Genomic DNA, 24471 nt, shown 5'->3' on the forward strand with positions numbered 1-24471 from the left:
CAAGCGCTTGTGTTTGCAAACGGCATGAGCGCAAAAAAATGGCCCGGCAGTTGCCTGCCAGGCCGGAAAGTTTTGGGAGAGGATGCCTGAAAGGCAGGTTCTGTATGCATCGCGTAAGGATATTGTGCAAATGCGAAATCAGCAATTGATGTTGCATTTTTTGCAATCTATGGGGTAACCATCTATTTTTGCTCAATTTTATAGTTGTTTCATACGCAACGATACGGAGTCGTTCTTTTTATCGGGCGCTCGATCCATCAGTTGCGAATCGCCATGTTGCGTTTGCGAAGCGGCGATTGGCGTCAGCGAGCGCAACCGCGCTGCACATCTTCACCCAATCGGCGAATGGCTGTCATCGGATAGACTGCGTCGGACATGCCATCCGAACATGTGCCTGGCGCGATTTCGAGCACCAGGACCTTGCCCTCCGCCGTGGCGGTGAAGGTGGCCTTGCCCTCCCCTTCCCGGCGCTTGACAGGGACAGGCTGCGGCTCCGGCGCGTCGGGCGTAGCATAGGCCAGAGTCCCGCTATCGATACGCGCGGACCAGAAGGGTTCCGTGCCGAGCGCGGTGAATGTGGCAGGAACGGCCGGGGACGGCGGCGCGGGCGGGGGTGCGCTTGAACAGCCGCCCAGCACCATTGCGGTCAGGACGATGCAGAACTGGGCCATGGAGGAACGGGCGGAGCGCGGTGGCAGGTATGACATGGGCATCACCATCGCGCCCGAACCGTCCAATCGCAAAGGCTAATGTGCAACGAGCAGCGGGATTTTCGACCGATCGAGCATTTCGCGCGACACCCCGCCTATGAGCAGTTCGCGCAGACGGCTGTGGCCGAACAGACCCATCACGATCAGCCCCGCCCCCACCTCGCGCGCGCACTCTTCGATGGTGAACGCGATGGAGCCGTTGCGGTCTTTTTCATGCAATTCGGCATGAATGCCGTGGCGCGAGAGATAGCAGGCTGCATCAGCCGCCGGGAAGCTGCCGTCCTTTTCCCGTACCGTCAGCAGATGGACCATGCTTGCGCGGCCAAGCAATGGCAGCGCAGCACGCAAGGCATTTGCCGATTCGTGCCCGCCGTCCCACGCCACCAGCACCGGCCCGTCGAAAGCGAGCATCGGCGCACCCCTGGGCACGGCCAGCACGGGGCTGCGCAGCGAAAGGACCATTTCCTCCAGCACCGGATCATCCAGCGTGGCGATGGCAATATCGGCAAAGCGCGCGGCAGCGGCGGCAGCTTCCACCCGCCCCGAATCACTGATGGTCACATCGAAGGCGACATCCTGCCGGGCAAGCCGCGCATCAAGCTCGCGCAGCAGCGCCTCGTCCTGCTCGCGCGCCTCGGTGATCGCGACGGCAGAGATCGACGCGCCGCCGAACGGTTCCCACACGGCCATCTGCGCAAAGGGCGTGGCGATCTGGAAGGTCACGTGGCCACCGGTGGCACGGGCAAGGGCAAGGGCGGTTTCGATACGGTCGTCGAGCGTAACGGACCTGTCGACCGGACAAAGAATGGAGCGCATCGGGATCCTCCTGTCTTGAGATGCCCTACCGTCTGCGCACATCGTGCGCCTTGCCATGACCTGCGTCAAATCGTCAGATCGGTCATCAATCTATGGTCCCCGTCAGCGCGTTGAGCCGCCATGCGGCAACGGTCTGCATGGCCTCTGCCTGGAGCAGCGCGGCTTCGGCCTCGATCGCCTCACGCTCTGCATCGAGCACGGCCAAGGTCGGCACGGCCCCGACTTTGGCTTCGAGGCGCTTGCCCCGCAAGGCTTCTGCGGCAGCCTGGTTGCGCAGGTGCGATGCGTCGAGAATCTGGCGGGCGGTGACAAGGCCCTGCCATGCATCGATGACCAACCCATCGAGCATGAGACGGGCCTGCCGCAGCCGTGCTTCGCTTACGTCGACGTCTGCCTCGGCGGCGCGGGTCTGCGCGCCGACCCGGCCACCGGAGAAGAGGGTCCAGCGCCCGCGCACACCGATGGAGACCGAATCGGCGCGGTAACCGGGGAAGAACTGGTCGCGCACATGGGCGGCCTCGGCAAAGGCCCCCACGGTGGGCAGCGCTTCAGCACGGGCCGCACGTGCGCCAGCCCTGGCAACATCAACGCCGGACCGGGCCTGACGCAGCGCAGGATTGGCATTGCGGGCAAGGTCGGTCGCCTCGTCCAGCGTCAGCGGGACTAAGGGCAGCGCTGGCAGAGGGGCCAGATCACCGGGATCTTTGCCGGTGAGACGTTCATAGCTTGCCTCGGCTGCGATGCGGCGGCCCTGCGCCTGCGCAAAACCGGCCTGCGCCTCGGCCTTGCGCGCGCGCGCCTGTGCAAGATCGGAACTGGCGATTTCACCGACTTTGTAGCGCAATCCGGCCTGCCGCTTGGTTTCGTCCAGCGCGGTGACAAGTTGGCCAAAGCGGGCTTCCAGCTTTCGCGCGATGAGGACTTCGGTATAAATGCTGACCGCACTGACCACGGTCTGCAACCGCGCCTGCTGTGTACCGAAGCGCGCGATGTCCGCCCCGCCCCGCGCCTGCGCGATCATGGCAGAGACGCGACCGCCCGCATAAAGCGGAATTTCCGCCGTGGCCTGTAGCGCCAGTGGCGAAACGTCGTCCGCGGTCAGGCCAAAAAACCCGCCATTGTCGATGCGGCCCGCCCCGTACGAACCCTCGACTCGCAGCAAGGGATTGCTTTCGGCCCTCGCCCGGTCGAGCCGGGCGCTCGCCGCCGCTTCACCGGCCATGGCCTCGGCCAGAACGGGGGTATGGGCCAGGGCATCGGCGATAGCGGCCGCAAGGTCCTGCGCCGACGCCGCCGGTACGGCAGCGACGCAGGACAGCAAGCCGGTGAAGGTCTTCAGCAGACGCATGTCAGGCTCGTGTCACTTGAAAGCATTGCCGGGCCGGACGCCGAGCTTTCTGAACATCAGCGCTGCCGGGCAGAATCCGGTGAAGCTGGCCTGAAACATGTTCAGGCCGGCAAAAGCCGTAAGCCAGAGGAAGCCGGGGTGAACCCAGTGAGCGAGGGCAAGGCTGGCCAGCACGACCAGTCCGGCAAAACGAAACACCGCGGAATCGAGAGTCATGACAGGGGTTCCTTACTTGAAGCGCAGCTTGCGGATACCGAGGGCGTGCATAGCCAGCTTTTCGTAGAACGGCTCGCTGGTGCCGCGACGGACCTTGTGCAGGAAGTATTTCTCGAAGCCGATCTTCGCGAGGTGGACCCACTTGCCACTGGATGACCAGTTGAGGTTGCGCGGCGGGATCTGCGGCTGGGCGACGAAGGCCACGCCGCCATCGCCGAAATCGGCAAGGCACACAGCGTTCCATGTAGCCTCCTCTGCCGGTTCCTTGCCAGCGAGTTCCAGCGCCAGGTTGTGGGCGATGGCGGTGACCATCGATTCGATCATGAAACCGGTCTTGGGCACACCCACCGGCACCGGCGTGGGGCCGATGGGAGGGATCGCGACGCAGACGCCGAGTGAGTAGACGTTCGTGAAGGTGGGGTTGCGCTGGTGCTTGTCCGCCAGGATGAAGCCACGCGGATTGGTGAGACCTGCAATGCCGAACACCGCATCTACGCCACGGAATGCGGGCAGGATCATCGAAAAGCCGAAGCGCAGATCGTGCGTGTCTTTCACCGTGCCATCATCGGCCACTTCTTCCACGTGCATCGTGCCCTGTTCCACGCTGGTGATGCGCGCATTGGTGATCCATTTGATATGGCGGTTGCGCAGTTCGCTTTCGAGCAGGCCCTTGGTATCGCCCACGCCATCAAGGCCGAGGTGGCCGATGTAGGGTTCCGGGCTGACATAGGTCATCGGCACGCGATCCCGGATCTTGCGGCGGCGCAGTTCGGTATCCAGGATCAGCGCGAATTCGTAAGCCGGGCCATAGCACGAGGCACCCTGCGCAGCGCCGACGATGATCGGTTTGGGGTCTTCGCAGAACTTGTCGAACGCATCGGCAGCGTGGGATGCGTGATCGGTGCGGCAGACCGATACGGTGAATCCCTGTGGGCCTAGTCCTTCGACTTCATCGAACGCAAGTTCGGGTCCGGTGGCAATGACGAGATAGTCGTAGTGCAGCGAACGACCGTCATTCAGTTCGACACGGCTTTCCTGGGGATGGACGCGCTTTGCGCCGACCGAGGTGAAGCCGATGCCCTTCTTCTGCATGATAGGCGGCAGGTGAACCTTGATCGCTTCGGGTTCCCGCCAGCGCACGGCAACCCACGGATTCGATGGCACGAACCAGTAATCGTCCTGATCGCTGACCACCATCACCTGCGCCTTGCCCTTCACGGCATCGCGAATTTCGTAGGCGGCAATGGTTCCGCCAAGACCGGCGCCCAAGACGATAATCTGCGGCAGCGACATCGTAGTTTCCTCCCGTTTGTCCGCGAAACGCCGCCAGAGCGGGCAGACATGGTTGCGGCAATCGCTTTGACTGGCCGGAGTGACCGGCGTTCATCTGACTTGACTTATATAAGTGCCATACGATATGAGCAAGTCATAATGTTAGCGGCTCCGAAACAAGGCATGGCGGAGTACGCAGAGAGAGAAGGGCCGATCAGATGGTTTTCGGATTTGGAAAGAGCGCGCCCGCCCGCAGGGAAGTTTCGGCGCATGACCTTCAGGCAATGATCGCTGCGGACGAAGCGCTTGTCGTGGATGTGCGCGAAGCGGCCGAATTTGCCGAAGGGCATATCCCCGGCGCGGTGAACGTGCCGCTGTCGAGCTTTGAGGCATCGAAACTGCCCGATGCGGGCGACAGGACGCTGGTGCTGAACTGCCTGGGCGGCAAGCGTTCCGGCATGGCGCTGGACAAATGCAGCGCGGCACAGGCGGCGGTCGATACGCACCTTGCAGGTGGTTTCGGCGCATGGGCATCGGCCGGGCTGCCGGTTGAGCGTTGATCTGATCGAATCGGGGAACAGGGCGATGCGGGCAACCTTCATGGCAGCTTCGGCAGCAGGCGCACTGGTGCTGAGCCTGCCGCTGGCCGGATGTGGCAGCAGCGAGGAGGCCGCCACGGTCGCCAAAGCTCCGGCTGGCCCTCGCATCGTTCTGGCCGCGACAGACACGGTCAATTGGCAGGACGTGAGCGCCGAGATCGCCACGGTCGATCAGGCGCAGGTCATGGCGCGCATTCCCGGCATCCTCACATCGCTGTCGGTCAAGGCGGGCGACATGGTGAGCAAGGGACAGGCCATCGGGCGGATCGTGGACAGCCAACTCGGCTATCAGTCAGGCGCTTATGGCGCGCAAGCGGCGGCGGCGCAGGCGCAGGCCGCGCAGGCGGCGGCGGAATTGCAGCGGGTGAAGTTCCTTCACGACAACGGCGTCTATGCGAAGGCGCGGCTGGAGCAGGCGCAGGCCATGGCGAGCGCGGCACAGGCGCAAGTGCGCGCGGCACGGGCGCAGCAGGCCGCAGTGGGGGCCGTGGCGGGGCAAGGCGTGGTCGTCGCGCCTGCCAGCGGGCGTGTGCTGCGGGCCGATGTTCCGGCAGGATCGCCGGTTGCGCCGGGCATGGCGATTGCCGTGATTACGGCGGGGCCGACCATCGTGCGACTGGAACTGCCCGAATCGCTGGCGGGCAAGGTGCGGGCGGGATCGCGCGTTACCGCTCCGGGGCTGAACGAGGGGCGGGTGGTGAAAATCTATCCCTCCGTCATGGCCGGGAAGGTGACGGCTGATGTGGATATGGCGGGCATCGATAACTCGCTGATCGGGCGGCGTGTGGCGGCGAAGGTCGAGACGGGCATGCGCAAGGCGCTGCTGGTGCCTGCAAGCTATGTCACCACACGCTATGGCATCGATTATGTGACCGTGCTGGCCAAGGATGGCAGCGCGGCGGATGTGCCGGTGCAGACTGCGCCTGCGAGCGAGGCAGGCAAGGTGGAAGTGCTTTCGGGCGTCAATGCCGGTGACACGCTTGTCGGGGTAGCGGGCAAATGAACCTCGGCATTTCGGGCAAGCTGACGCGGGCGACGATCCAGTCGCCGCTCACCCCGCTGTTCCTGCTGGCGGCGATGATCGTGGGGCTGATCGCCACCATCACTATCCCGCGCGAGGAAGAGCCGCAGATCAGTGTGCCGATGGTGGACATCATGGTCCAGGCACCGGGACTTTCCGCGCCGCAAACAGTGGAACTGGTGGCCAAGCCGCTGGAAACCATCGTGAAAAGCGTGGACGGGGTGGAGCATGTCTACGCGCAGGCGCAGGACAATGGCGTTCTGGTGACCGCGCGATTCCTGGTCGGTTCCAACCCGGAAGACGCCGCGATCCGCATCAACGAAAAGATCGAGGCCAACAAGACCCGGATTCCCGTGGGCATCCCCATGCCCCAAGTGACGGTACGCGGGATCAACGATGTGCCGATCGTGGTGCTGACTTTGACGCCAAAGCCGGGAGCTGCTGGCCAATGGAATGACCAGACGCTGGCGGAACTGGCGGGCAAGCTGCGGACCGAGATTGCCAAGGTCGATGATGTGGGGCTGACCTTCATCACCGGCGGGCAGCGCATGGCGCTGCGCGTGGTGCCGGACCCGGCCAAGCTGGCGCTTTATCGTGTACCGCTGGGCAATGTGATCGAAGCCGTTTCGCAGGCCAATCGCGCCTTTCCGGCAGGCATGGTGCGCGAAGGCGGGCAGGCGGCGCTGGTGGTGGCGGGGCAGACCTTGCGCGATGCGCAGGAGCTTTCAGGCCTGACCGTGCGGTCGGTCGGTGGCGCGCCGGTGCTGCTTTCGGACGTGGCGCGGGTAGAGCAGGAAGCGACGCAGGATCAGGCGCGGTCCTGGCGCTGGGCCAAGGGTGAGAACGGTGCGTGGACCATGGCGCCGGCGGTGAGTCTTGCCGTGGCCAAGCGCGCCGGGGCCAATGCGGTGACCGTTTCGGAAAGCGTGGCGCGGCGCGTGGAAGGGCTTGAGGGTACGCTGATCCCGGCAGGTGTGGAGGTTTCGATCACGCGCAATTACGGCGAAAGCGCGAACGAGAAGGCCAACGAGCTGATCTTCCACCTCGCCTTGGCGACGGTCTCGATCGTGGTGCTGATCGGCTTTGCCATCGGCTGGCGCGAGGCGGGGGTGACGGCCATCGTGATCCCCACCACGATCATGCTGACGATGTTTGCATCGAATGTCATGGGCTTCACCATCAACCGCGTCAGCCTGTTTGCGCTGATCTTTTCCATCGGCATTCTGGTCGACGATGCCATCGTGATGATCGAGAATATCGCGCGGCATTGGGGCATGAAGGATGAGCGCTCGCGCATCGACGCGGCGGTGGAAGCCGTGGCCGAGGTGGGCAACCCGACCATTGTGGCGACGCTGACGGTGGTGGCGGCGCTTTTGCCGATGCTGTTCGTATCGGGGCTGATGGGACCGTACATGGCACCCATTCCGATCAATGCTTCGGCGGCAATGATCTTTTCGTTCTTCGTGGCGGTGATCATCGCGCCGTGGCTGATGATCCGCTTTGCCAGGAAGGCGCTGACCCATGGCCATGACGAGCATGGTGGCAAGCTGGGCGCGCTCTACCGGCACTGGGCGATGAAAGTCATTGCCACCAAGCAGGGGGCAAAGCGCTTTCTGATCGGCGTGGGCGTGGCGACGCTGGTGGCCTGTTCGATGTTCTACTTCAAGGCGGTGACTGTGAAGCTGCTGCCGTTCGACAACAAGAGCGAAGTGCAGCTTGTGGCCGATCTGCCTGAAGGCACGAGCCTTGAGGCCACGGCGCGTGTGCTGGAACAGGCCGCTGCCGTGGCGCGCGGCGTGCCCGAAGTGGTGTCGATGGAGGCCTATGCGGGCACATCGGCGCCGTTCAACTTCAACGGGCTGGTGCGACACTATTTCCTGCGCAATCAGCCTGAGATGGGCGACCTGATGGTGACGCTGCTGCCCAAGGGTGAGCGATCACGGTCTAGCCACGAGATTGCGGTGGTGCTGCGCGAGAAGCTGAAAGCGGTGCCGCTGCCCGCGGGGGCCTCGCTGAAAGTGGTGGAAACGCCGCCGGGGCCGCCGGTCATGGCAACGCTGCTGGCCGAAATCTATGGCCCGGACGAACAAGCGCGGCGCAGGACGGCCGAGCAGGTGGAGAAGATCTTCAAATCGGTGCCCTATATCGTCGATGTGGACAACAGCTTCGGGCAGGCACGGCCTACGCTGAAACTGATCCCGGACCGGGCAAAGCTGGACCAGTATGGCCTGTCCGAACGGCAGCTGTTCGACAGCATCGGTGCGCTGTTGGGGACGCAGGTGGTGGGCTATGCGCCGCGTGGTAGGGACCGCGATCCCTTGCCGATCGAACTGGCTCTCGATCAATCGCAGCGCACGTGGTCTTCGGCGATGGCGGCGACACCGGTGGCGGTGACGCCCACCGGACAACTGATCCAGCTTGGCGAGCTGGTGACCGCGAGGATGGAGCCGGGAAGCCACGCAATCTTCCGCCGCGACGGGCGCGGGGCGACGATGGTGACGGCGGAACTCGCCGGGCGCTACGAGGCGCCGATCTATGGCATGCTGGCGGTGGATGAGGCCATCGAGGCGTTCGACTGGAAGGCGCAAGGCCTGACCAAGCCCGCCGTGATCCTCAACGGCCAACCCGAAGACGAAAGCGTGACGTCGCTGTTGTGGGACGGCGAATGGGAAATCACCTGGGTGACTTTCCGCGACATGGGCGGTGCGTTCATGGTGGCGCTGCTGGCAATCTATGTGCTGGTCGTCGGCCAGTTCCGCAGCTTCACCCTCCCGCTGGTGATCCTGACTCCGGTGCCGCTGACCCTCATCGGGATCGTGCTGGGGCACATGCTGTTCGGCGCGCCGTTCACGGCCACGTCGATGATCGGTTTCATCGCGCTGGCGGGCATCATCGTGCGCAATTCGATCCTGCTGGTGGACTTCATCCGTCACACCCGCCGTCCCGACAAATCGCTGCGCGATACCCTGCTGGAAGCGGGCATGATCCGCTTCAAGCCGATCGTGCTGACCGCGGCGGCGGCAATGATCGGCGCAGCGGTGATCCTGACAGATCCGATCTTCCAGGGGCTGGCCATCTCGCTGCTGTTCGGCCTTGCGTCATCCACTCTTTTGACGGTGCTGGTGATCCCGGCAATCTATGTGGTCTTGCGCGATGACGGGCTGCCCTTTGCGGACGGGCGGGCATGAAGCCTGTCGGCCTGTCGGACAGCAAGGCGAATGCCATCGCCATGGCTGCACGGCTCAAGCTGATGAGCCATCCTGAACGGTTGGTGATGCTGTGCCGGATGGACGAGGGGGAAGCATCGGTCGGCGAATTGACCGCGCTTTCCGGGCTGTCGCAGTCATCGGTATCGCAACATCTGGCGCTGCTGCGCGAAGAGGGCGTGGTCAATATCCGGGGCGAGGCCCAGATGCGGTACTACAGCCTCAGCGATCCGATGGTGCGCGGGATCATCGAGGCGCTGTGCCATTTGTGTGAGCACACGTTTCAGGAAGAGCCATCCGGGCCAGCCGTGACGGATCGAAAGTGGCAGACGATGAAGGTGCCCGCCCCGCCAAGCGACAAGACCTGAACGTCATCATGCGATGACCAGCCCTTGTTGCGGGGTCACGACATATGTTCTTTCGCTCAATGTATCCGCGACATTTCCCGGAATTCCGTCGGTGTCATGCCCGTCTCCTGCCTGAAGGACATGGTAAATGCCGCTGCACTGGCGAAGCCACAGCGAAACGCGATCTGCTTCACCATTTCGCCCTCCTCAAGCAGAAGCCTTTTTGCCTTTTCGAGTTTGGCATGGGCGACATAGCTTCGCAAAGTCTGGCCCGTGGCGTTGCGAAACCGGGTGGAAAACACGGGCGCACTCATCCCTGTCAGCCTTGCCAGTTCCGCTACGGAAGGGGCCCGCCCCTCTTCATCGTTGACCCGTTCCAGCACGCGGCGAAGGTCTGAATGGCTCAACGCATGTGAATCCCCGCGTTCGTCAGGAGATCGCATTTCCGCAAGGCGCTGCAGCTGGGCGCCCAGAAAGATCAGCGCGGATTCGATCTGCAATTCACTGGCGAAACTGGGGGCCAGCACTTCCTGCCGCAACCGCTGAACGGCCATCTTGACGAACGGGTCACGTATGTCGAAGGCCAGCGCAGGGTCGATATGATCCCAGTTCCACGCGGCCGCCCGATCAAAGCCCAGTCCATTGAGATCGAACAAGCACGAGATCGTCCGCCGCGCACCGCGCGTGAAATGGCATTGCACGGGTTCATCGCGCGGCACGAACATCACGGACCCGACCCTGATCTCCTTGCCGCCTGCCCGGTTCAGAAAGCGGTTCCAGATCGGCTGGCAGGGTTCCAGCGTTGCTTCCAGCAAGTGCCAGGGCGATTGATAGATGCCATGCCCTTCGCGGGGGCAAACCGAGGTATGGACGCGCAATTGATATGCATCGGCCCGCAGGCTCGGTTCGGACCGTACCCGGAAATGAATATCGCTCGATATTGCGGCATCAAGCGCATCGTCGCGCAACATAGCCCTCTCCCTTTATATTTTCGCCAAGCATACGCCTGGCCGGGGAAAGCTCAAGTTCTGCCTGACGGCTCATGCACCCATGGCAAGACGCCCATCGGCATAAGCCGCCGAATGCGAAGCGATGCCGCCATCGACGAACAATTGCTGCCCGGTCACGAACCGCGCCTCGTCCGAGGCAAGATAGACGGCCGCCCCTGCCACATCCTCAGGCTCACCGATGAACGGGGTCAGGTGATGACGCTCCATCACTTGCGTCACTTCGGGGGGATAACCGTCCTTTGCCGCCTGCGTCATGATCATTCCGATCACCAGAATGTTCGAACGCACCCCCTGCTTGCCATATTGCGCGGCGATGTTGTGCGACAGGCTGACCAGTGCCGCCTTTGATGCGGCATAGGCGGTGTAAAGCATATCCCCCTGCGATCCGCGCGCCGATCCGCTGAAAATCAGCGATCCGCCGCCATGGGCAATCATCACCGGAATGACATGCTTGGCAACGATTGCCGGGCCGCGCAGATTGACGGCAAGCACCCGGTCCCACAACGCGGTGGTAAGCGACACGGCGTCCCGGTCCTGCGCCATGATCGCGGTATCGGTAAGCGCGGCATTGTTGAACAGCACGTCAATCCGGCCAAACTGCGCCACGACGCCTGACACTGCGGCTGCGATGCTGTCTTCCTCGGCAATGTCCACTACTGCGGAGATTGCCTGGCCGCCTGCGTCACGAATTGCGGCGGCGACGCGCTCGATGGCGTCCTTGCGCCGGCCCAAAGCGACAACGGTGGCTCCTTCCCGGCCAAAGCGCAGCGCCGACGCTTCACCGATCCCCGAACCAGCGCCCGTTACGAGCGCGACCTTCCCCTGCAACCTTCCCATTCTCGTCTCCCGCTCATTGTCTAGGGGACGGAATGTGGGCGGCCGCGCGCCCATGTCAAAGCTTCCGGTGATTCACCGATAGCGATCGCAATTCACCTGAAGTGTCCGGGCTGGTCGCAATGCGCCTTCCCCCGCATCCTTGGCCGCAGAAGCAGAACCGCCGGACGATGGCGGCGCACAAGGAGAGCATTGCGTGGGAACCGATACGATCGCCCGGATGACAATCGACACAGCCGCGCTGAGCGATGTCGACCGCCCGGTCTATGAATGGCTGCGCGATCATTTCGGCTGCGAACCGCAAAACTTCTGCCGACAACTGCGGTGGCGGATCAGCTGGGAGGCCGATGTCATGATCGATGGTCGCCTCCAGGGCGTTCTGGTGCGCGGCGCGCGCGGCAAATCGGCCCGCTATCCGATGACGCTGCATCAGGAAGCGCAAGTCCATCATGTGATGGAGCGCCACGGCGTTCTGGCGCCCAAGGTCTACGGCATGATCGAAGATCCCGTTGCGATCGTGATGGAGCGGCTGGACGGCACCATCAACAGCGAGCTGATCGAAGATCCCGCAGCACGCGCCAAGGTGCGCCGCGAATTCATCAATGCACTGGCAAAACTCCACGCAATCCCGGTCGAGGAATTCGGCGCCATCGGCCTGGCCGTTCCGAAGAGCGCGCGGGAAATCGCGCTCAGTCTTTACAAGCCATGCATCGACATCGTGCGCGCTGCCTTTGCAGACCGGCCGTTTCCGCTGACAGAATTCTATGCGCGCTGGCTGGAAAAGAACGCACCGGAAGACCGGGATCGTCCGGGCTTTGTCACCGCCGATGCCGGGCAGTTCCTGTATGATGGCGATCGCTTCACCGGCCTGATCGATTTCGAGGTATCGTATATCGGTGATCCGGCGGCGGAGTTTGCCGGAATGCGATTGCGCGACACGACCGAGCCGCTGGGCGATATTTCAGAGCTGCGCCGATATTACGAAAGCCTGACCGGCGACAGCATCCCCTACCGGGCCATCGCTTATCACTCGGCAGGATTTGCCGGCACCAACAGCATGTTGATGTGGCCGATGATGTACGAACCCGAAGTGCAGAACGATTATGTGGCGTACCTGCAATTCTGCGTGGCGACGAGCCGGTGGGGCTTGCAGGGCATTGCCGAAAGCCTCGGCGTCACGCTTGATGCCGTGGCCGACCCCCTGCCCAATCCAACCGTGCCATATGAGGCCGCACCGGGCCAGCTGATCAACATGATGACATCGTGGGAAACCGGCGACACCGCCCTGCGCTTTCATCTGGATAGCGCCGCAGTGCTGGGGACGTACCTCCAGCGATGCGCCATCTATGGTGGCAGCATCCTGGCTGCCGACCTTGCCGATGCAGAGGCTTTGACCGGCAAACGCGTTGCCACCCGGCTTGAAGCGGATGCGGCGGTCGATGCTTTCGTGCGATCGGCAGGTCCCGATCAGGATGCGGCGCTTGTCGCCCATTTCAACCGATGGCTGACGCGCCAGAATTTCCTGCTCAAGGGCTGCGGATCGCAGTCCTATCTCACCGCCACCACACTTCAGCCGATCCGCGAATAACGCCGAGGCAACGAGGGCCTGGCCCATGCGGCCAGCTTCCAACGGCGGATCGTGATCGTGAAAAAAAACAAGGGTCCGCAAGGATCAAAGGGAAGAGTTACATGGGACATCCAACCAAATTGGTCCTCAGCGCATTGCTGGGAACCACATCGCTTCACGGCTTTGCGGCGCAGGCACAAGAGGCCCAAAGCCAGACGACCGCAGACGCTGACGCCGACCAAGGCCTGACCGACATCGTCGTCACCGCGCGCCGCACGGCCGAATCGCTGCAGACGACACCGGTTTCTGTGACTGCGCTTGACTCCACCACACTGGTGCAGACGCAAATCCAGAATCCGAAAGACCTGCAACGGCTTGCGCCGAACCTGAACGTGGCGACAGGGTCGCCATCGGTTTCGGGCTATGCCTTTGTCTCCATCCGTGGCCAGTCGCAAGTCAATCCGGGCAGCGCCTCCGATCCGGCAGTGGGAATCTATATCGACGGCGTCTATGTGCCACGCCCGTCACAAGGGCTGTTCGATTTTGCCGATCTGGCGCGGGTGGAAGTGTTGCGCGGTCCGCAAGGGACGCTGTTCGGCCGCAACACGACTGGCGGCGCGCTGAATATCATCACCAAGCAGCCGACCGGGGATTTTGGCGCCGAGGCCCGCGTCGCCTATGGCAACTACAATACGGTCGAGGCCAGCGCCACCTTGAACGTGCCGCTGGCAGGCCCGGAACTGGCCGCCCGCATCACTTACAGCTTCAACCGCGACGATGGCTATGGGCGCAATGCGCTGCTGGACCGGACCACAGGCGATCAGGCCGCCAACCATTTCGTGCGGGCGAAATTGCGCTGGGCGCCAGACGGCAGCGATTGGGATGCATCGCTTTCGGGCGATTACAACTATCGGCGTGACAGCGGTCAGTCGGTGGTTCTGGCTGGCTTCAACGCGGGTGCCCTCTCCCCGATCGTAACGCCCCTGATCGATATTGTTCCGGCACTTGCGCCGCTGGCCGATCTCACCCCGATCCTTGCCCCGTTCCTGCAAACCAAAGCCAATTTCCGCACGAGTTACGGCACGACCGGCCCCCTTGGCGAACTGCCGATGGACCTGATGAAGGCTGCTGGCGGTGCGCTTACCATCAATGGCAGGCTGGGTGATGTGAAGCTGCAGGCCATCACCGGCTTCCGCTACAGCCGTACAGACGCCGTGATTGATCTGGACGGAACGCCGCTCCGCTTTGCCCAGAACCACACCGGCTTTGGATCGAAGCAGTTTTCGCAGGAATTGCAGTTTTCGGGCGATGCCGACGCACTCAGCTGGATCGGCGGGCTGTATTTTTCCCGTGAGAAAGGCGATGAGCGGTCCTTGTTCGAGGCGCTGGGCGTACTTGGCGTACCGCCGCTGCTGAACGATGGCGATGTGCTGAACATTTCGCGCGGTGTCTATGCGCAGGGGTATTACAAGGTGGCGCCCGGCCTGCGCCTGGCTGCCGGGCTGCGCTGGACATGGGACAAGCGCGAAGTCGTCCTGCACAATCTCTCGGTCCACAACGATATCACCACCTGCAACGTGGCCGCGCCTGATGGCGGCGCTTTCCCGCCCTGCAGCCAGACCGAAAAGACCAGTTTCAACTATCCGGCATGGACGCTGGGCGTCGACTATCAGGCGAGCGAAGGGCTGTTTGTCTATGCCAAGACCAGCGCCGCCGCGATGGCGGGCGGCTGGAACCTGCGCTTCGGCTCGATCCCGGCCTTCTCTCCTGAAAAGGTGCGCGATGTGGAAGTGGGCTTCAAGGCCGACCTGTTCGACCGCCGGTTGCGCGTAAACGTATCCGTGTTCAACGCCTGGCAGCGCGATGTGCAGCGCAACCTGAACATCCTTGTCGGGCCGACGGCTGTCACCCAATATGTCGTCAATGCTGGCAATGCGCAGGTGCGCGGCGCGGAATTCGAACTGGCCGCGCGGCCATGGCACGGCATGGATCTTTCCGGTTCGATCGGCCTGCTGGATGGCAAGTATGACAAGGGAAGCTTTCTGGATACGCAGATCATCGGCGGTGTGCCGGTAACGGTCGATCGCAGCGGCGAACCCCTGCCCCAGTTGGCCAGGTTCAACGCAACGGCTTCGGCCACGCAGCGGTTGGACATGGCTTGGGGGTCAATCGATCTGCACGGCGATTACGCCTATATCAGTTCGCAATCGTTCAGCCCGATCACGGCCGCGCCGGGTCTGCCTGCTGCCGATCGCGCCGTAATCGAGCGGCAGGCCGCGCTCAGCCGCATTCCCGGCTACGGGATTGCCAACGCCCGCATCAGCTTCAATCTGGATTCTCCGCAGATCGAGATCGCAGGCTTTGTCCGCAACGCCTTCAACAACAAGTACAACACGCGCACGTTCAGCGATCTTTATTCAAGCCCGCTTGCCACGGCAGTCGCATTCCCCGGCGCACCGCGCGTTTACGGCATATCGCTTTACTATCACTTCGGGTCTCTCGCCCGCTAACTTCAGGAACAAACCACCATGCACCCCAACGAAACCCGTGTTCGCGCCGTTCTGGACATTGTTCATTCGGGCAATGTGATCGGCAAAGGCCTGGAAGACTATTTCACGCCGGATGCCTACTACCAGCCGCTGGTGCCCGCAGTTGATCCCATCCACGGCGCCGATGCGATTGTCGGTGAAATTGCCCGCCAGCTTGCCGTGTACAAGGATCTGCACGCCGAAATCCATGTCATCATGGCCAACGACACGCATGTCTTTACCGAACGGACCGACCATGTGACTTTTGCCGATCTTGGTACACGCGTAAGCGTTCCGCTCATGGCGGTGTTCGATTTTGCTCCTGACGGTCTCATCACCGCCTGGCGCGAAATTTTCGATACCCGTGCCGCAGAGGCGCAGATCGGCGTCAGTCAGGACGATATGGCAAAGATCATGGGGCAATAGAGTGCGCCCGGCCAAAGCATCAGGTCCAGATCGCCGATAGGGCCGCACTGTCGCTTGGTAGGCACGGCCAGGGTGCGTGTGGCGCATGGTGGGCAAAAATGGGAGACTGCGATGCGCGAAGTACGTTCCTTTTGCCGTTTCTGCATGGTGTTTTGCGGCACTCAGGTCACGCTGGATGACAAGGATCATGTCACCGCCGTTCGCGGAGACCGCGATGATCCGATGAATCAGGGCTATAGCTGCATCAAGGGGTTGGAAGCCGCCGGGGCCTATTATGCGCCAGACCGGCTGCTCCACCCCCTCAAGCGCCAGTCCGATGGCAGCTTCGCGCAGCTCCCGCTGGAACAGGCGCTGGATGAAATTGCCGCAAAAATGGCCGAAATCGCCGCGCGCGATGGTCCTGAAGCGATTGGCGCGTTTCGTGGCGCGGGCGCGATGCTCAATGCCTCTGCCATGGCCATGGCCCCGGCATTCCTGACCGCACTGGGATCGCACAAGAATTTCACCACGCTGACCATCGATCAATCCGCCCACATGATCGCAGCGGGTCGTATCGGCATGTGGGCAGCCCCGCGGCAACCGCTGCACGACAGCGATGTGCGCATGATGTTCGGCACCAACCCGCTGCTGGCGCTGACCTGCACCGATTTCGACATGTCCAACCCGACCAAGGCGATGAAAAAGGCCCGTGCGCGCGGCCTGAAGCTGATCGTGATCGATCCGCGCCGCACCGAGACCGCAAAATACGCCGACGTTTTCCTGCAACCCTATCCGGGTGAAGACGTGACCATTGCTGCGGGCATGCTGCACATCATCCTGACCGAAGGCTGGCAGGATGCAGAGTTCTGCGCAGCGAACGTGGCCGATCTCGACGCACTGCGGGCAGCAGTCGCGCCGTTCACGCCCGAATACGTGGCGCGCCGCGCCGGGATCGACGCTGCCGACCTGCACCGCGCCACCGCGATGTTCGCGCGGGATTCCAGACGTGGCGGGGCACTGGCGGGGACCGGCGTATGCATGGCACCGCATTCGAACCTTGCCGATCATCTGGTTGAAACAATCAACGTGGTGTGCGGCCGGTTTCAGCGCGCGGGCGAACGGGTGGTCAACCCCGGCGTGTTGCGCGCGCGCCAGCCCAGGCGGGCGCAACCGATGCAGATCGGTCGTTCGTGGGAACAGGGCTTCAAGAGCCGCATCGGCAATTACGGAACCCTGTGGGGCGAAATGATGAGCGGCATCATGGCCGACGAGATACTGGCCCCCGGCGAGGGTCAGATCCGCGCGCTGATTTCGCATGGGTCCAACCTCGCCAACATCATGCCCGATCAGCACAAGACGATCCGCGCGCTTGAATCGCTGGAACTGCTGGTCAACATCGATCCGTTCATGACCGAAACGTCGAAGCTGGCGCACTACATCCTGCCCACCGTCATGGGCTATGAACGCGCCGACCTGACGATGTACATGTACGAAAGCCTCTATACGCAGCCCTACGCCCGCTACACTCCCGCCATCGCCGCACCGCCGACCGGGGCCGATCTGGCGGAAGACTGGCAGATCTACTGGGGTCTTGCCCAAAGGCTGGGGCTGAAGCTGGAATTTGACGGTGTGCCGCTGGACATGGACACCACGCCCGACACCGACAGCCTGCTGGCCATCGTCGCGCGCCATGCGCCGGTTCCGTTCGAAACGATGAAGTCCTACGAACTGGGCCACATCTTCGACGACGATCCGCAATATGTCGAAGCAGCGGACCCCGCCTGCACCGATCGCTTCACGGTGGCGACCGATGACATTCTGGCTGAGCTGGCGCAAGTCCATGCCGAATGCCCGCAACCGGGCGCGTGGAGCAGCAATGGCGAACGCTTTACCCACAAGATGACCTCGCGGCGCTTGCGCGAAGTGCAGAACAGTTCGCACCGCAATGTGCCCGCCGTGCGCAAACGCATGCCCTATAACCACGCATATCTGCACCCCGATGAAATCGCCGCGCTGGGCATTTCGGCGGGTGACAAGATCACGATCACATCGGACGCAGGCAGCATTCCGGCGGTGGTGGCGGCCGAACCCGATCTGCGCCGCGGGGTCATTTCGATGAGTCACGGCTGGGGCACGCTGCCGCAGGACACGGTCTATGAACGGGACGGGGCAAACACCGGCCTGCTGATCAGCACCGACCGCGATCTCGATCCGATCAACGCCATGCCGCGCATGACGGCAATCCCGGTCAGGCTGGAGCCGTTCACAATGGCCGTTGCGGCGGAATAGCGCCGAAAATTCCGGTTCTGTCAGGCCAAGGCGCGGTCACCCGCCCTTGGCCCCTGCCCCCATCGCATCGCTATAATCCGGGTAGGCCAGCTTGCCCAGCGCGCCGCCATCGACCGGGATGTTCGCTCCGGTGATGAACCGGCTGTTGTCCGACAGCAGGAACAACGCGGCGTCTGCCGCCTCGGCATAATTGCCGACACGGCCTGCCATCGTCGTCGTTGCGATGATCCGGTCAAGCGAATGGTGATCGAAATTTTCGGGCAGTGTCGAAACATCGCCGGGTTCGGGCCGCACCGTGCCGACCACCAGATTGTTGCAGCGGATGCCATGGCGCGCATAATCGTTGGCGACCTGCCGCCCCAGCGCTTCAAGTGCAGCCTTGCTCATCGCATAGGCGCCCATCAGGGGGATCGCCCGCAATGCGGCGATGGCCGAGATGTTGACAATGGCCCCGCGCGCCTGCGCCATCATGTGCGGCAACACGGACTGGCAGCAAAACAGTGCCCCCATCGCGCCGATGTTCATCGCATCGCCAAAGGCGGCCGATGGCATTTCGTGAACCGCGCCAAGGCCAAATGCATCGCCCGAAGGCCCGGCATTGTTGACCAGTATCGTCGGCGCGCCAAAACGCTCGACAGTCCGCGCAACCATCGCGGCGACAGCGCTCTCGTTTGCAATATCCGCAGGGAAAAATTCCGCCTCACCCCCCGCCTGCGTCAAAGCCTGCTCTGCGCCCGCGCCCGTTGCCGGGTTGCGGCCTGAAATCATCACCGCCACGCCTTGCGCCACCAGCCGCGCGGCAATGGCAAAGCCTATGCCGGAACTGCCCCCGGTGACAATCGCGACCCGGCCCCGCAGTCCGCCTGCGTCCTGCCCGGATTCAATCATGCCAGGGCAGCCCACAAGACATCGCCCCGTACAGCGCCACTCGCCCATCTTCCCACATACTGCACCCCCTCGGTAATACCGGCGCGCTCGCGAGGTCATGACGATGGCGCTGCCCGGATCGGTTCAGTCCAGCATATGATCAAACATCCGCGCCGGGGGCCGACCTAACGATAGGCTGCGCACAAAATGGGCGGCTCTGTGCTGAAGTTAGTGTCTCCGGTCGGCTTGGAACGGCCAGAATTTTGTTCTGCATTCTGGATCGTCCACAACTCCCGACGATTGGAATTCAGCTTCTGCGAGCCGGCTTGCAGGCGCTATCCTGACGAGAAAGTGAAAAGGCTCCGAAGGCCAAAATCTTGGGAGCCTATGGATTGACGGTTGCCGAGGAAGCGATTCCCCCGTCAGTCATCGCTGTTTTCCACTAAAACCGTTGTCTGCTGGAGGCCGAGCCGGAATCCAATTGCGGGAGCAATGCTCTGAATTTCTGGTATTTTATTAGGCATTTCGAGTGCCTATCCATCAATCGGTCCATTGCGGCTAAATTCAAAATGGGTTCAATTCCCAAAGCCGGAATCGAGAATGGTTCACCTGGGCCGAATCACCTCGCGCATGGGCAGACTTTGCGAAGGGTTTCGGGCGCTTGCGTACTAAAGAGGAGGCCTTGAGAATCTGGACAGGGTGCTAGGGTCCAGACTCGATCAGAGCCAGAATGCCACGGCGGCAGCGAGGCTTATGGCGGATAGGAAGTTCCTGGCGAGCTTGTCGTAGCGGGTAGCGATGCGGCGGAAGTCCTTGAGGCGGCAGAACATGGCCTCGACCCGCCAGCGGTCCTTGTAGCGTCGTTCGTCATACTGGATCGGGCGCTTGCGGTTGCGCCGTCCGGGGATCACCGGGATTGTGCCCTGCTCGCGCAAGGCGGCCCTGATGCGGTTGGCATCGTAGCCACGGTCGGCGATCACCCGCTTCATGCCGATAGTCTCAGCGATCAGCAGGTCCGCGCCCTTCACGTCCGATGTATTACCGGGCGTCAGGACAAGGCGGAGTGGTCGCCCGAGGACATCGACAAGGGCGTGGATCTTCGTTGTCCTGCCGCCACGCGAGATGCCAATGGCATTGGCCCGCGCCCCCTTTTGCGCCACCAGCAGAGCGGTGGGCCTTGATGTAGCTGCTATCGATCTGACCCGTTTCTGCGATCCAGCCTTCCTCCGTCAGCGCTGCCAAGATGCGCGTCCAGATGCCCCGGCGGCTCCAACGGTTCCAACGGTTCCAACGATTGTAGACCGTCGTCGAAGGGCCGTATTCGGAAGGACAATCCGCCCAGCGGCCACCGCACTTCAGCATGTGGATGATGCCCGAGATCACTCGCCGATCATCGACCCGCCGTGCTCCGGGCTGGTTCTTCGGCAAGTGCGGCTCGATCGCAGTCCATGCTTCATCCGACAACCAGAACAACGAACGCGACATCTCCAAAGGTCTCCTGCTGCAGCGGAGACCCTCTGAATCAATGCACGCGCCGATTTTCAAGAGGCTGATTGGGTTTGAACCCTAAGAGGATTTTCTGCCTGACGGCGGCCAGAGTGGCCGCATGACAGGAGACGAAATGAGCAGACGACCCCGCCGGAACCACAGCCCGGCATTTAAGGCGAAGATGGCGCTTGCTGCCGTGAAGGGCGAGAAGACGCTGGCTGAGTTGGCGCAGCTGTTTGACGTCCACCCGAACCAGATCACGATGTGGCGCAGCCAGTTGCTGGATGGCGCGGCGGGCGTGTTCGGAGCAGATAGCGCGGCGGATTCACCCGAGCCGGCAATCGACGTGAAGACGCTGCACGCCAAGATCGGCGAGCTGACGCTGGCGAATGATTTTTTGGCCGGCGCGCTCGGGAAGGCCGGTCTGTTGCCGAGCGCAAAGCGATGATCGATCGTTCGCATGACCTGCCAGTGACGCGGCAAGCGCGGGAGTTGGGGATCAGCCGGGGCAGCGTCTACTACCTGCCGCGGCCGGTTTCGGAGGCCGATCTGGCGATCATGCGGCGGATCGACGAGTTGCACCTCGAGCTACCGTTCGCCGGGAGCCGGATGCTGCGCGATCTGCTGCGGCAGGAAGGCATCGAGATCGGCCGCCAACATGTTGCCACGCTGATGAAGAAGATGGCGATCGAGGCCATCTATCGCCGGCCGAACACGTCGAAGCCTGAGCCAGGTCACAAGATCTACCCCTATCTGCTGCGCAAGCTGCCGATCGTGCGGCCCAACCAGGTCTGGGCAACCGACATCAGCTACAGTGCGCCTCGTCCCGGATGGTCCGGGGTGCATATGACTGGAATGCAAAGGAGAAAGGAGGAACTGAACGAATGCCTTGCCCTCTGCTGTGAGGGGGCATGAGCCCAAGCGGCGGTGACCTGCCGTCAACTGGCAGGGTGACGTAGCCCGCAGGTAAAGGGGATTGAGGCGAAGCCGTTACGCCGAGATGGTCCCCGAGGCTGTAGCGCTGGAAGGTTGAGGAACACGAACCGGTTAATCCGCATCCGAGGGCTGAAATGTCGCCTTCGCCTACACGGCTTAACAGGCGGAATGCTGATGATGGCGCCGGAGACGTATGTCGGCGACATCCGAATGTGGCCGGAAATGTAGCCCGTCCGCATGGAGCCATGGAGAGAATGCAGCCAGGCCATGGCATCGGCATCGACTTGCGGGACGCAAGGACAAGGACTGCGACCGGCAGCCTCCCCAGCGCGCGAAAGTCCAGCATATGAACGAGGGAAGGCATGATGGAATGCCAAGGGAGTTGGCCCCGATGTCCACCGTGCTGGCGGAGTCCCCGTAGTAGTCCGCGACAGGGAAAGCCTGTCACATGGCGAAGGGGGACAGTTCAATCAGCTTGAAGTGCAAACTACCTGACCAAACGAGGTGAAGACCTTTGATAATCAGCGAAATGCAGCACAAGCTCGCGACGTGGGCCGAGAGCGACCAGAACCGCAAGTTCGATCGCCTTCTCCGGCTCATTGCCGATCGGGCGTGGCTTGCCGAGGCGGCTCGGATCGTGCTGGCGTCGAGTGGCGCCAATACGCCGGGCATCGACGGAATGGACAAGCGACGGATGCAGGCCGTACTGGCAGAACAGCTGGCCAGTCTGCGAACGGACTTGCTGACGGGGAGTTATCACCCGCAGCCGGTCAGGCGAATCTATATCCCGAAAGCCAATGGCAAGAAACGACCACTTGGTATCCCGACCCTGAAAGACCGCATCGTCCAGCGCGCGATGCTGATGGCCATGGAGCCGATCTGGGAAAGCGACTTCCATCGCCTCTCCTACGGCTTCAGGCCGGAACGCAGCGTGCATCACGCTGTCCGGACCGTGAAGATACAGTTGCAGGATAGTGGTGCCGGAGCGCGGGGCCGCTGGATCATCGAAGGTGATCTGGCGAGCTACTTCGATACGGTCCACCACCGGCTTCTGCTTCGCTGCGTTCGGCGGCGAATCCGGGATGATCGGTTTGTTGATCTGCTCTGGCGATTCCTGAAGGCGGGCCACGTCGACCGTGGCCTGTTCGTCGCCTCAAGCGAAGGTGTACCGCAAGGCGGCGTGCTGTCGCCGCTCCTGTCCAACATCATGCTCCATGAGTTTGATGCGTGGCTGGAGGCGAAATACCTGAGCGACAAGGCGCGAAAGGATCGCTGGGCATGGAACTTCGGCATCCAGCAGGGGCGCCCCATCACGGTTCGCGAGAACCGGCAATGGAAACCTGCTGTCGCCTACTGCCGTTACGCCGATGACTTCGTTGTCATCGTCAAGGGCACCAAGGCACATGCCGAGGCCATCCGCGAGGAATGCCGGGCCTTTCTGGAAGACGACCTGAAGCTGACGTTGAATATGGACAAGAGCCATATCACCCACGTCGACGACGGGTTCGTGTTCCTCGGGCACCGGATTATCCGCAGGCGGGGATCGAGCGGACGCATGTCCGTGGTCTCAACGATACCCAAGGAGAAGGCCAAGACCTTCGCTCGCCGATTGGTCGAGGCTCTCTCCGGCAATCATGAGGTTGCCGCGGTGGACATGATCGACGGTCTGAACCGCCAGCTGGCGGGATGGGCTGCGTTCTACAGGTTCACCGACTTCACGGCGCGCACATTCCGGCGCATCGACACCGTCGTGTTCTGGAAAATGGCGCACTGGTTGGCGCAGAAGTACCGGTCCCGTATCAAGCCTTTGATGCGTAAATGGTACCGCATGCCGGAAACCGGCCAATCGAAGACGTGGCTGGTCTACGGTCGAAGCAATCAGGGCAATGCCGTCGGCAAGGCGCTGCGACGACTGGTCACAAGCCAGAAGATGCAGTTCCGGTGGCGGAATCCGGAGCGAAATCCCTACATCTATCGGGACGAGCTCCGAAACACCGTCACCTCCCGCTATCGTGATGTCGCCATGGCCTTGGACCAAGGTTGAATAGAGAGCCGTATGCGCTGAAAGGTGCACGTACGGTTCGGGGAGGGGAAGCGCTTATGCGCTTCCTACTCCACTCCCGATGGCGCGGGGTTTCGTCTATCTGGTGGCTATCGTCGACTGGTTCAGCCGCAAGGTCCTGGCCCACCGGGTATCAATCACGATGGAGGCCGACTTCTGCGTCGAGGCGCTTGAGGAAGCGTTGGCGCGGTATGGAAAGCCGGAGATTTTCAACACCGATCAAGGCAGCCAATTCACGTCGCTGGCGTTCACCAGCGTGCTGCGCCGGGAGGAAATCGCCATCAGCATGGACGGACGCGGCGCCTGGCGCGACAATGTCGTCGTCGAACGCCTGTGGCGCTCGGTGAAGTACGAGGAAGTCTACCTGCGTGCCTACGCAGCGGTCAGCGAAGCCCGGGCGTCGATCGGTCGCTACCTGACCTTCTACAATGCCAGGAGGCCGCACTCGAGCCTGGCCGCCAAGACTCCGGATCAGGCATACTTTGACAACCTGCCGCTGGCGATGGCAGCATGACCTTGGCCGCCGATATGGGCCGTCACTCCGGTCGGGCTACGCCCTTCCTGCATGACGGCCCATATCGGCAGTTCGAAACAGCAAGCGGCGGACGATCCACTAATCTGTTGCCAAACCCTGTGCAGACCAAACAAGCCACCTCTCACCTGCTTTCAGACCGGTCATCTTGCATTACCGGACAGGCCATTTCGGTCGATGGCGGGTTTACCGCGGGCTTCGACTGACGGGCACGGGGCCATCGCAGAGCAGACTGCTGTCCGCCCGCTGATGACGCAAACTATAGCTCAATTTCGAGCACGTCTCGGAAGCTCGGCCCCCAGTCCAGCCCGGCCGACTTGCAGAATTTGGCAAATGCATAGGGCATAGGCGAGCCGTGAACCGGGCGGGGGCCCGGCCTCGCCGTACGAACAACTCACCTGCTGTCGGCGGCACTCCG

20 protein-coding genes and 2 pseudogenes are annotated in these 24471 nt (G+C 62.5%); 13 read left to right on the forward strand and 9 right to left on the reverse strand.

Going from position 1 to position 24471, the window contains the following annotated elements:
- Positions 1–302: 302 nt before the first annotated feature.
- The 5 genes from LUA85_RS16080 to LUA85_RS16100 form a co-directional block, all read right to left on the reverse strand.
- Positions 303–707 (reverse strand): COG3650 family protein, encoded by a 405-nt coding sequence (locus LUA85_RS16080; RefSeq protein ID WP_231471252.1) that lies wholly within the window; start codon positions 705–707, stop codon positions 303–305.
- A gap of 39 nt (positions 708–746) precedes the next feature.
- Entirely contained in the window at positions 747–1526 is a 780-nt protein-coding gene (locus LUA85_RS16085) for a universal stress protein (protein ID WP_231471253.1), read from the reverse strand.
- A gap of 85 nt (positions 1527–1611) precedes the next feature.
- Positions 1612–2874, reverse strand: coding sequence for a TolC family protein (locus LUA85_RS16090; RefSeq protein WP_231471254.1), 1263 nt, complete (start codon positions 2872–2874; stop codon positions 1612–1614).
- Positions 2875–2886: 12 nt separating this feature from the next.
- Positions 2887–3090 (reverse strand): DUF2892 domain-containing protein, encoded by a 204-nt coding sequence (locus tag LUA85_RS16095; RefSeq protein ID WP_231471255.1) that lies wholly within the window; start codon positions 3088–3090, stop codon positions 2887–2889.
- Positions 3091–3102: 12 nt separating this feature from the next.
- Positions 3103–4383, reverse strand: a complete 1281-nt coding sequence (locus LUA85_RS16100) for an NAD(P)/FAD-dependent oxidoreductase (RefSeq protein ID WP_231471256.1) — start codon at positions 4381–4383, stop codon at positions 3103–3105.
- Between the two features lie 197 nt (positions 4384–4580).
- Between LUA85_RS16100 and LUA85_RS16105 the strand changes: the two genes are divergently transcribed.
- The 4 genes from LUA85_RS16105 to LUA85_RS16120 are packed head-to-tail and all read left to right on the forward strand — an operon-like array spanning position 4581 to position 9556.
- Positions 4581–4922, forward strand: a complete 342-nt coding sequence (locus LUA85_RS16105) for a rhodanese-like domain-containing protein (protein WP_231471257.1) — start codon at positions 4581–4583, stop codon at positions 4920–4922.
- A 25-nt stretch (positions 4923–4947) separates the two neighbouring features.
- Positions 4948–5964: an efflux RND transporter periplasmic adaptor subunit gene (locus LUA85_RS16110; RefSeq protein ID WP_231471258.1), complete on the forward strand. Its 1017-nt coding sequence runs from the start codon at positions 4948–4950 to the stop codon at positions 5962–5964.
- Complete coding sequence (locus LUA85_RS16115) at positions 5961–9170, forward strand: efflux RND transporter permease subunit (protein WP_231471259.1); 3210 nt, start codon at positions 5961–5963, stop codon at positions 9168–9170. Before LUA85_RS16110 ends, LUA85_RS16115 begins: the two co-directional genes overlap by 4 nt.
- Positions 9167–9556 (forward strand): helix-turn-helix transcriptional regulator, encoded by a 390-nt coding sequence (locus LUA85_RS16120; protein ID WP_231471262.1) that lies wholly within the window; start codon positions 9167–9169, stop codon positions 9554–9556. Before LUA85_RS16115 ends, LUA85_RS16120 begins: the two co-directional genes overlap by 4 nt.
- Before the next feature lie 56 nt (positions 9557–9612).
- Here the strand turns inward: LUA85_RS16120 and LUA85_RS16125 are convergent, their stop codons facing one another.
- Complete coding sequence (locus LUA85_RS16125) at positions 9613–10506, reverse strand: AraC family transcriptional regulator (RefSeq protein ID WP_231471264.1); 894 nt, start codon at positions 10504–10506, stop codon at positions 9613–9615.
- 69 nt (positions 10507–10575) lie between these two features.
- Positions 10576–11382 (reverse strand): SDR family NAD(P)-dependent oxidoreductase, encoded by an 807-nt coding sequence (locus tag LUA85_RS16130; protein ID WP_231471266.1) that lies wholly within the window; start codon positions 11380–11382, stop codon positions 10576–10578.
- A gap of 193 nt (positions 11383–11575) precedes the next feature.
- On the opposite strand from LUA85_RS16130, the gene LUA85_RS16135 reads away from it, so the two are divergent.
- The 4 genes from LUA85_RS16135 to LUA85_RS16150 all read left to right on the forward strand — a co-directional run bounded on the left by LUA85_RS16135 (position 11576) and on the right by LUA85_RS16150 (position 18168).
- Positions 11576–12967 carry a phosphotransferase gene (locus LUA85_RS16135; protein ID WP_231471268.1) on the forward strand — a complete coding sequence of 464 codons (1392 nt, stop codon included), beginning with the start codon at positions 11576–11578 and terminating at the stop codon, positions 12965–12967.
- Positions 12968–13068: 101 nt separating this feature from the next.
- A complete protein-coding gene (locus tag LUA85_RS16140; RefSeq protein ID WP_231471270.1) occupies positions 13069–15456 on the forward strand; it encodes a TonB-dependent receptor in 2388 nt (795 codons plus the stop codon).
- 18 nt (positions 15457–15474) lie between these two features.
- On the forward strand, positions 15475–15900 hold the full coding sequence (locus LUA85_RS16145; RefSeq protein ID WP_231471272.1) for a nuclear transport factor 2 family protein: 426 nt from the start codon (positions 15475–15477) through the stop codon (positions 15898–15900).
- 111 nt (positions 15901–16011) lie between these two features.
- Positions 16012–18168, forward strand: coding sequence for a molybdopterin-dependent oxidoreductase (locus LUA85_RS16150; protein ID WP_231471275.1), 2157 nt, complete (start codon positions 16012–16014; stop codon positions 18166–18168).
- A 36-nt stretch (positions 18169–18204) separates the two neighbouring features.
- On the opposite strand, the gene LUA85_RS16155 is transcribed toward LUA85_RS16150, so the two are convergent.
- Complete coding sequence (locus LUA85_RS16155) at positions 18205–19056, reverse strand: SDR family NAD(P)-dependent oxidoreductase (RefSeq protein ID WP_231471277.1); 852 nt, start codon at positions 19054–19056, stop codon at positions 18205–18207.
- 698 nt (positions 19057–19754) lie between these two features.
- Positions 19755–20499, reverse strand: a protein-coding gene (locus tag LUA85_RS16160; RefSeq protein ID WP_231471909.1) for an IS5 family transposase whose coding sequence is annotated in 2 segments (ribosomal slippage) — positions 19755–20177 and positions 20179–20499 — 744 coding nt in all. Because the reading frame shifts where the segments join, the coding sequence is not laid out codon by codon here.
- On the opposite strand from LUA85_RS16160, the gene LUA85_RS16165 reads away from it, so the two are divergent.
- The 5 genes and pseudogenes from LUA85_RS16165 to LUA85_RS16185 all read left to right on the forward strand — a co-directional run bounded on the left by LUA85_RS16165 (position 20402) and on the right by LUA85_RS16185 (position 24259).
- On the forward strand, positions 20402–20605 hold the full coding sequence (locus LUA85_RS16165; protein WP_231471939.1) for a hypothetical protein: 204 nt from the start codon (positions 20402–20404) through the stop codon (positions 20603–20605). The two genes, LUA85_RS16160 and LUA85_RS16165, sit on opposite strands and share 98 nt — an antisense overlap.
- Before the next feature lie 51 nt (positions 20606–20656).
- Positions 20657–21336, forward strand: a pseudogene (locus LUA85_RS16170) (IS3 family transposase); the annotation flags it as partial.
- Positions 21337–21973: 637 nt separating this feature from the next.
- Entirely contained in the window at positions 21974–23503 is a 1530-nt protein-coding gene (ltrA, locus tag LUA85_RS16175; protein ID WP_008828485.1) for a group II intron reverse transcriptase/maturase, read from the forward strand.
- A gap of 67 nt (positions 23504–23570) precedes the next feature.
- Positions 23571–24035 (forward strand): annotated as a pseudogene (locus tag LUA85_RS16180) (transposase); the annotation flags it as partial.
- Positions 24032–24259 carry an SDR family oxidoreductase gene (locus tag LUA85_RS16185; protein ID WP_231471278.1) on the forward strand — a complete coding sequence of 76 codons (228 nt, stop codon included), beginning with the start codon at positions 24032–24034 and terminating at the stop codon, positions 24257–24259. The pseudogene LUA85_RS16180 and the gene LUA85_RS16185, both read left to right, overlap by 4 nt.
- Positions 24260–24471 lie beyond the last annotated feature (212 nt).

This window comes from Novosphingobium sp. CECT 9465 (assembly GCF_920987055.1).
Taxonomy (GTDB): domain Bacteria; phylum Pseudomonadota; class Alphaproteobacteria; order Sphingomonadales; family Sphingomonadaceae; genus Novosphingobium.

What these genes read in the sequence shown, in the direction of transcription:
- LUA85_RS16125 (WP_231471264.1), bottom strand. Translation starts at nt 10,506, where the DNA reads ATGTTGCGCGACGATGCGCTTGATGCCGCAATATCGAGCGATATTCAT.
- LUA85_RS16100 (WP_231471256.1), bottom strand. Translation starts at nt 4,383, where the DNA reads ATGTCGCTGCCGCAGATTATCGTCTTGGGCGCCGGTCTTGGCGGAACC.
- LUA85_RS16185 (WP_231471278.1), top strand. Translation starts at nt 24,032, where the DNA reads ATGACCTTGGCCGCCGATATGGGCCGTCACTCCGGTCGGGCTACGCCC.
- LUA85_RS16140 (WP_231471270.1), top strand. Translation starts at nt 13,069, where the DNA reads ATGGGACATCCAACCAAATTGGTCCTCAGCGCATTGCTGGGAACCACA.
- LUA85_RS16090 (WP_231471254.1), bottom strand. Translation starts at nt 2,874, where the DNA reads ATGCGTCTGCTGAAGACCTTCACCGGCTTGCTGTCCTGCGTCGCTGCC.
- LUA85_RS16115 (WP_231471259.1), top strand. Translation starts at nt 5,961, where the DNA reads ATGAACCTCGGCATTTCGGGCAAGCTGACGCGGGCGACGATCCAGTCG.
- LUA85_RS16145 (WP_231471272.1), top strand. Translation starts at nt 15,475, where the DNA reads ATGCACCCCAACGAAACCCGTGTTCGCGCCGTTCTGGACATTGTTCAT.
- LUA85_RS16120 (WP_231471262.1), top strand. Translation starts at nt 9,167, where the DNA reads ATGAAGCCTGTCGGCCTGTCGGACAGCAAGGCGAATGCCATCGCCATG.
- LUA85_RS16085 (WP_231471253.1), bottom strand. Translation starts at nt 1,526, where the DNA reads ATGCGCTCCATTCTTTGTCCGGTCGACAGGTCCGTTACGCTCGACGAC.
- LUA85_RS16110 (WP_231471258.1), top strand. Translation starts at nt 4,948, where the DNA reads ATGCGGGCAACCTTCATGGCAGCTTCGGCAGCAGGCGCACTGGTGCTG.
- LUA85_RS16105 (WP_231471257.1), top strand. Translation starts at nt 4,581, where the DNA reads ATGGTTTTCGGATTTGGAAAGAGCGCGCCCGCCCGCAGGGAAGTTTCG.
- LUA85_RS16165 (WP_231471939.1), top strand. Translation starts at nt 20,402, where the DNA reads ATGATGCCCGAGATCACTCGCCGATCATCGACCCGCCGTGCTCCGGGC.
- LUA85_RS16155 (WP_231471277.1), bottom strand. Translation starts at nt 19,056, where the DNA reads ATGATTGAATCCGGGCAGGACGCAGGCGGACTGCGGGGCCGGGTCGCG.
- LUA85_RS16095 (WP_231471255.1), bottom strand. Translation starts at nt 3,090, where the DNA reads ATGACTCTCGATTCCGCGGTGTTTCGTTTTGCCGGACTGGTCGTGCTG.
- LUA85_RS16080 (WP_231471252.1), bottom strand. Translation starts at nt 707, where the DNA reads ATGTCATACCTGCCACCGCGCTCCGCCCGTTCCTCCATGGCCCAGTTC.
- LUA85_RS16150 (WP_231471275.1), top strand. Translation starts at nt 16,012, where the DNA reads ATGCGCGAAGTACGTTCCTTTTGCCGTTTCTGCATGGTGTTTTGCGGC.
- LUA85_RS16130 (WP_231471266.1), bottom strand. Translation starts at nt 11,382, where the DNA reads ATGGGAAGGTTGCAGGGGAAGGTCGCGCTCGTAACGGGCGCTGGTTCG.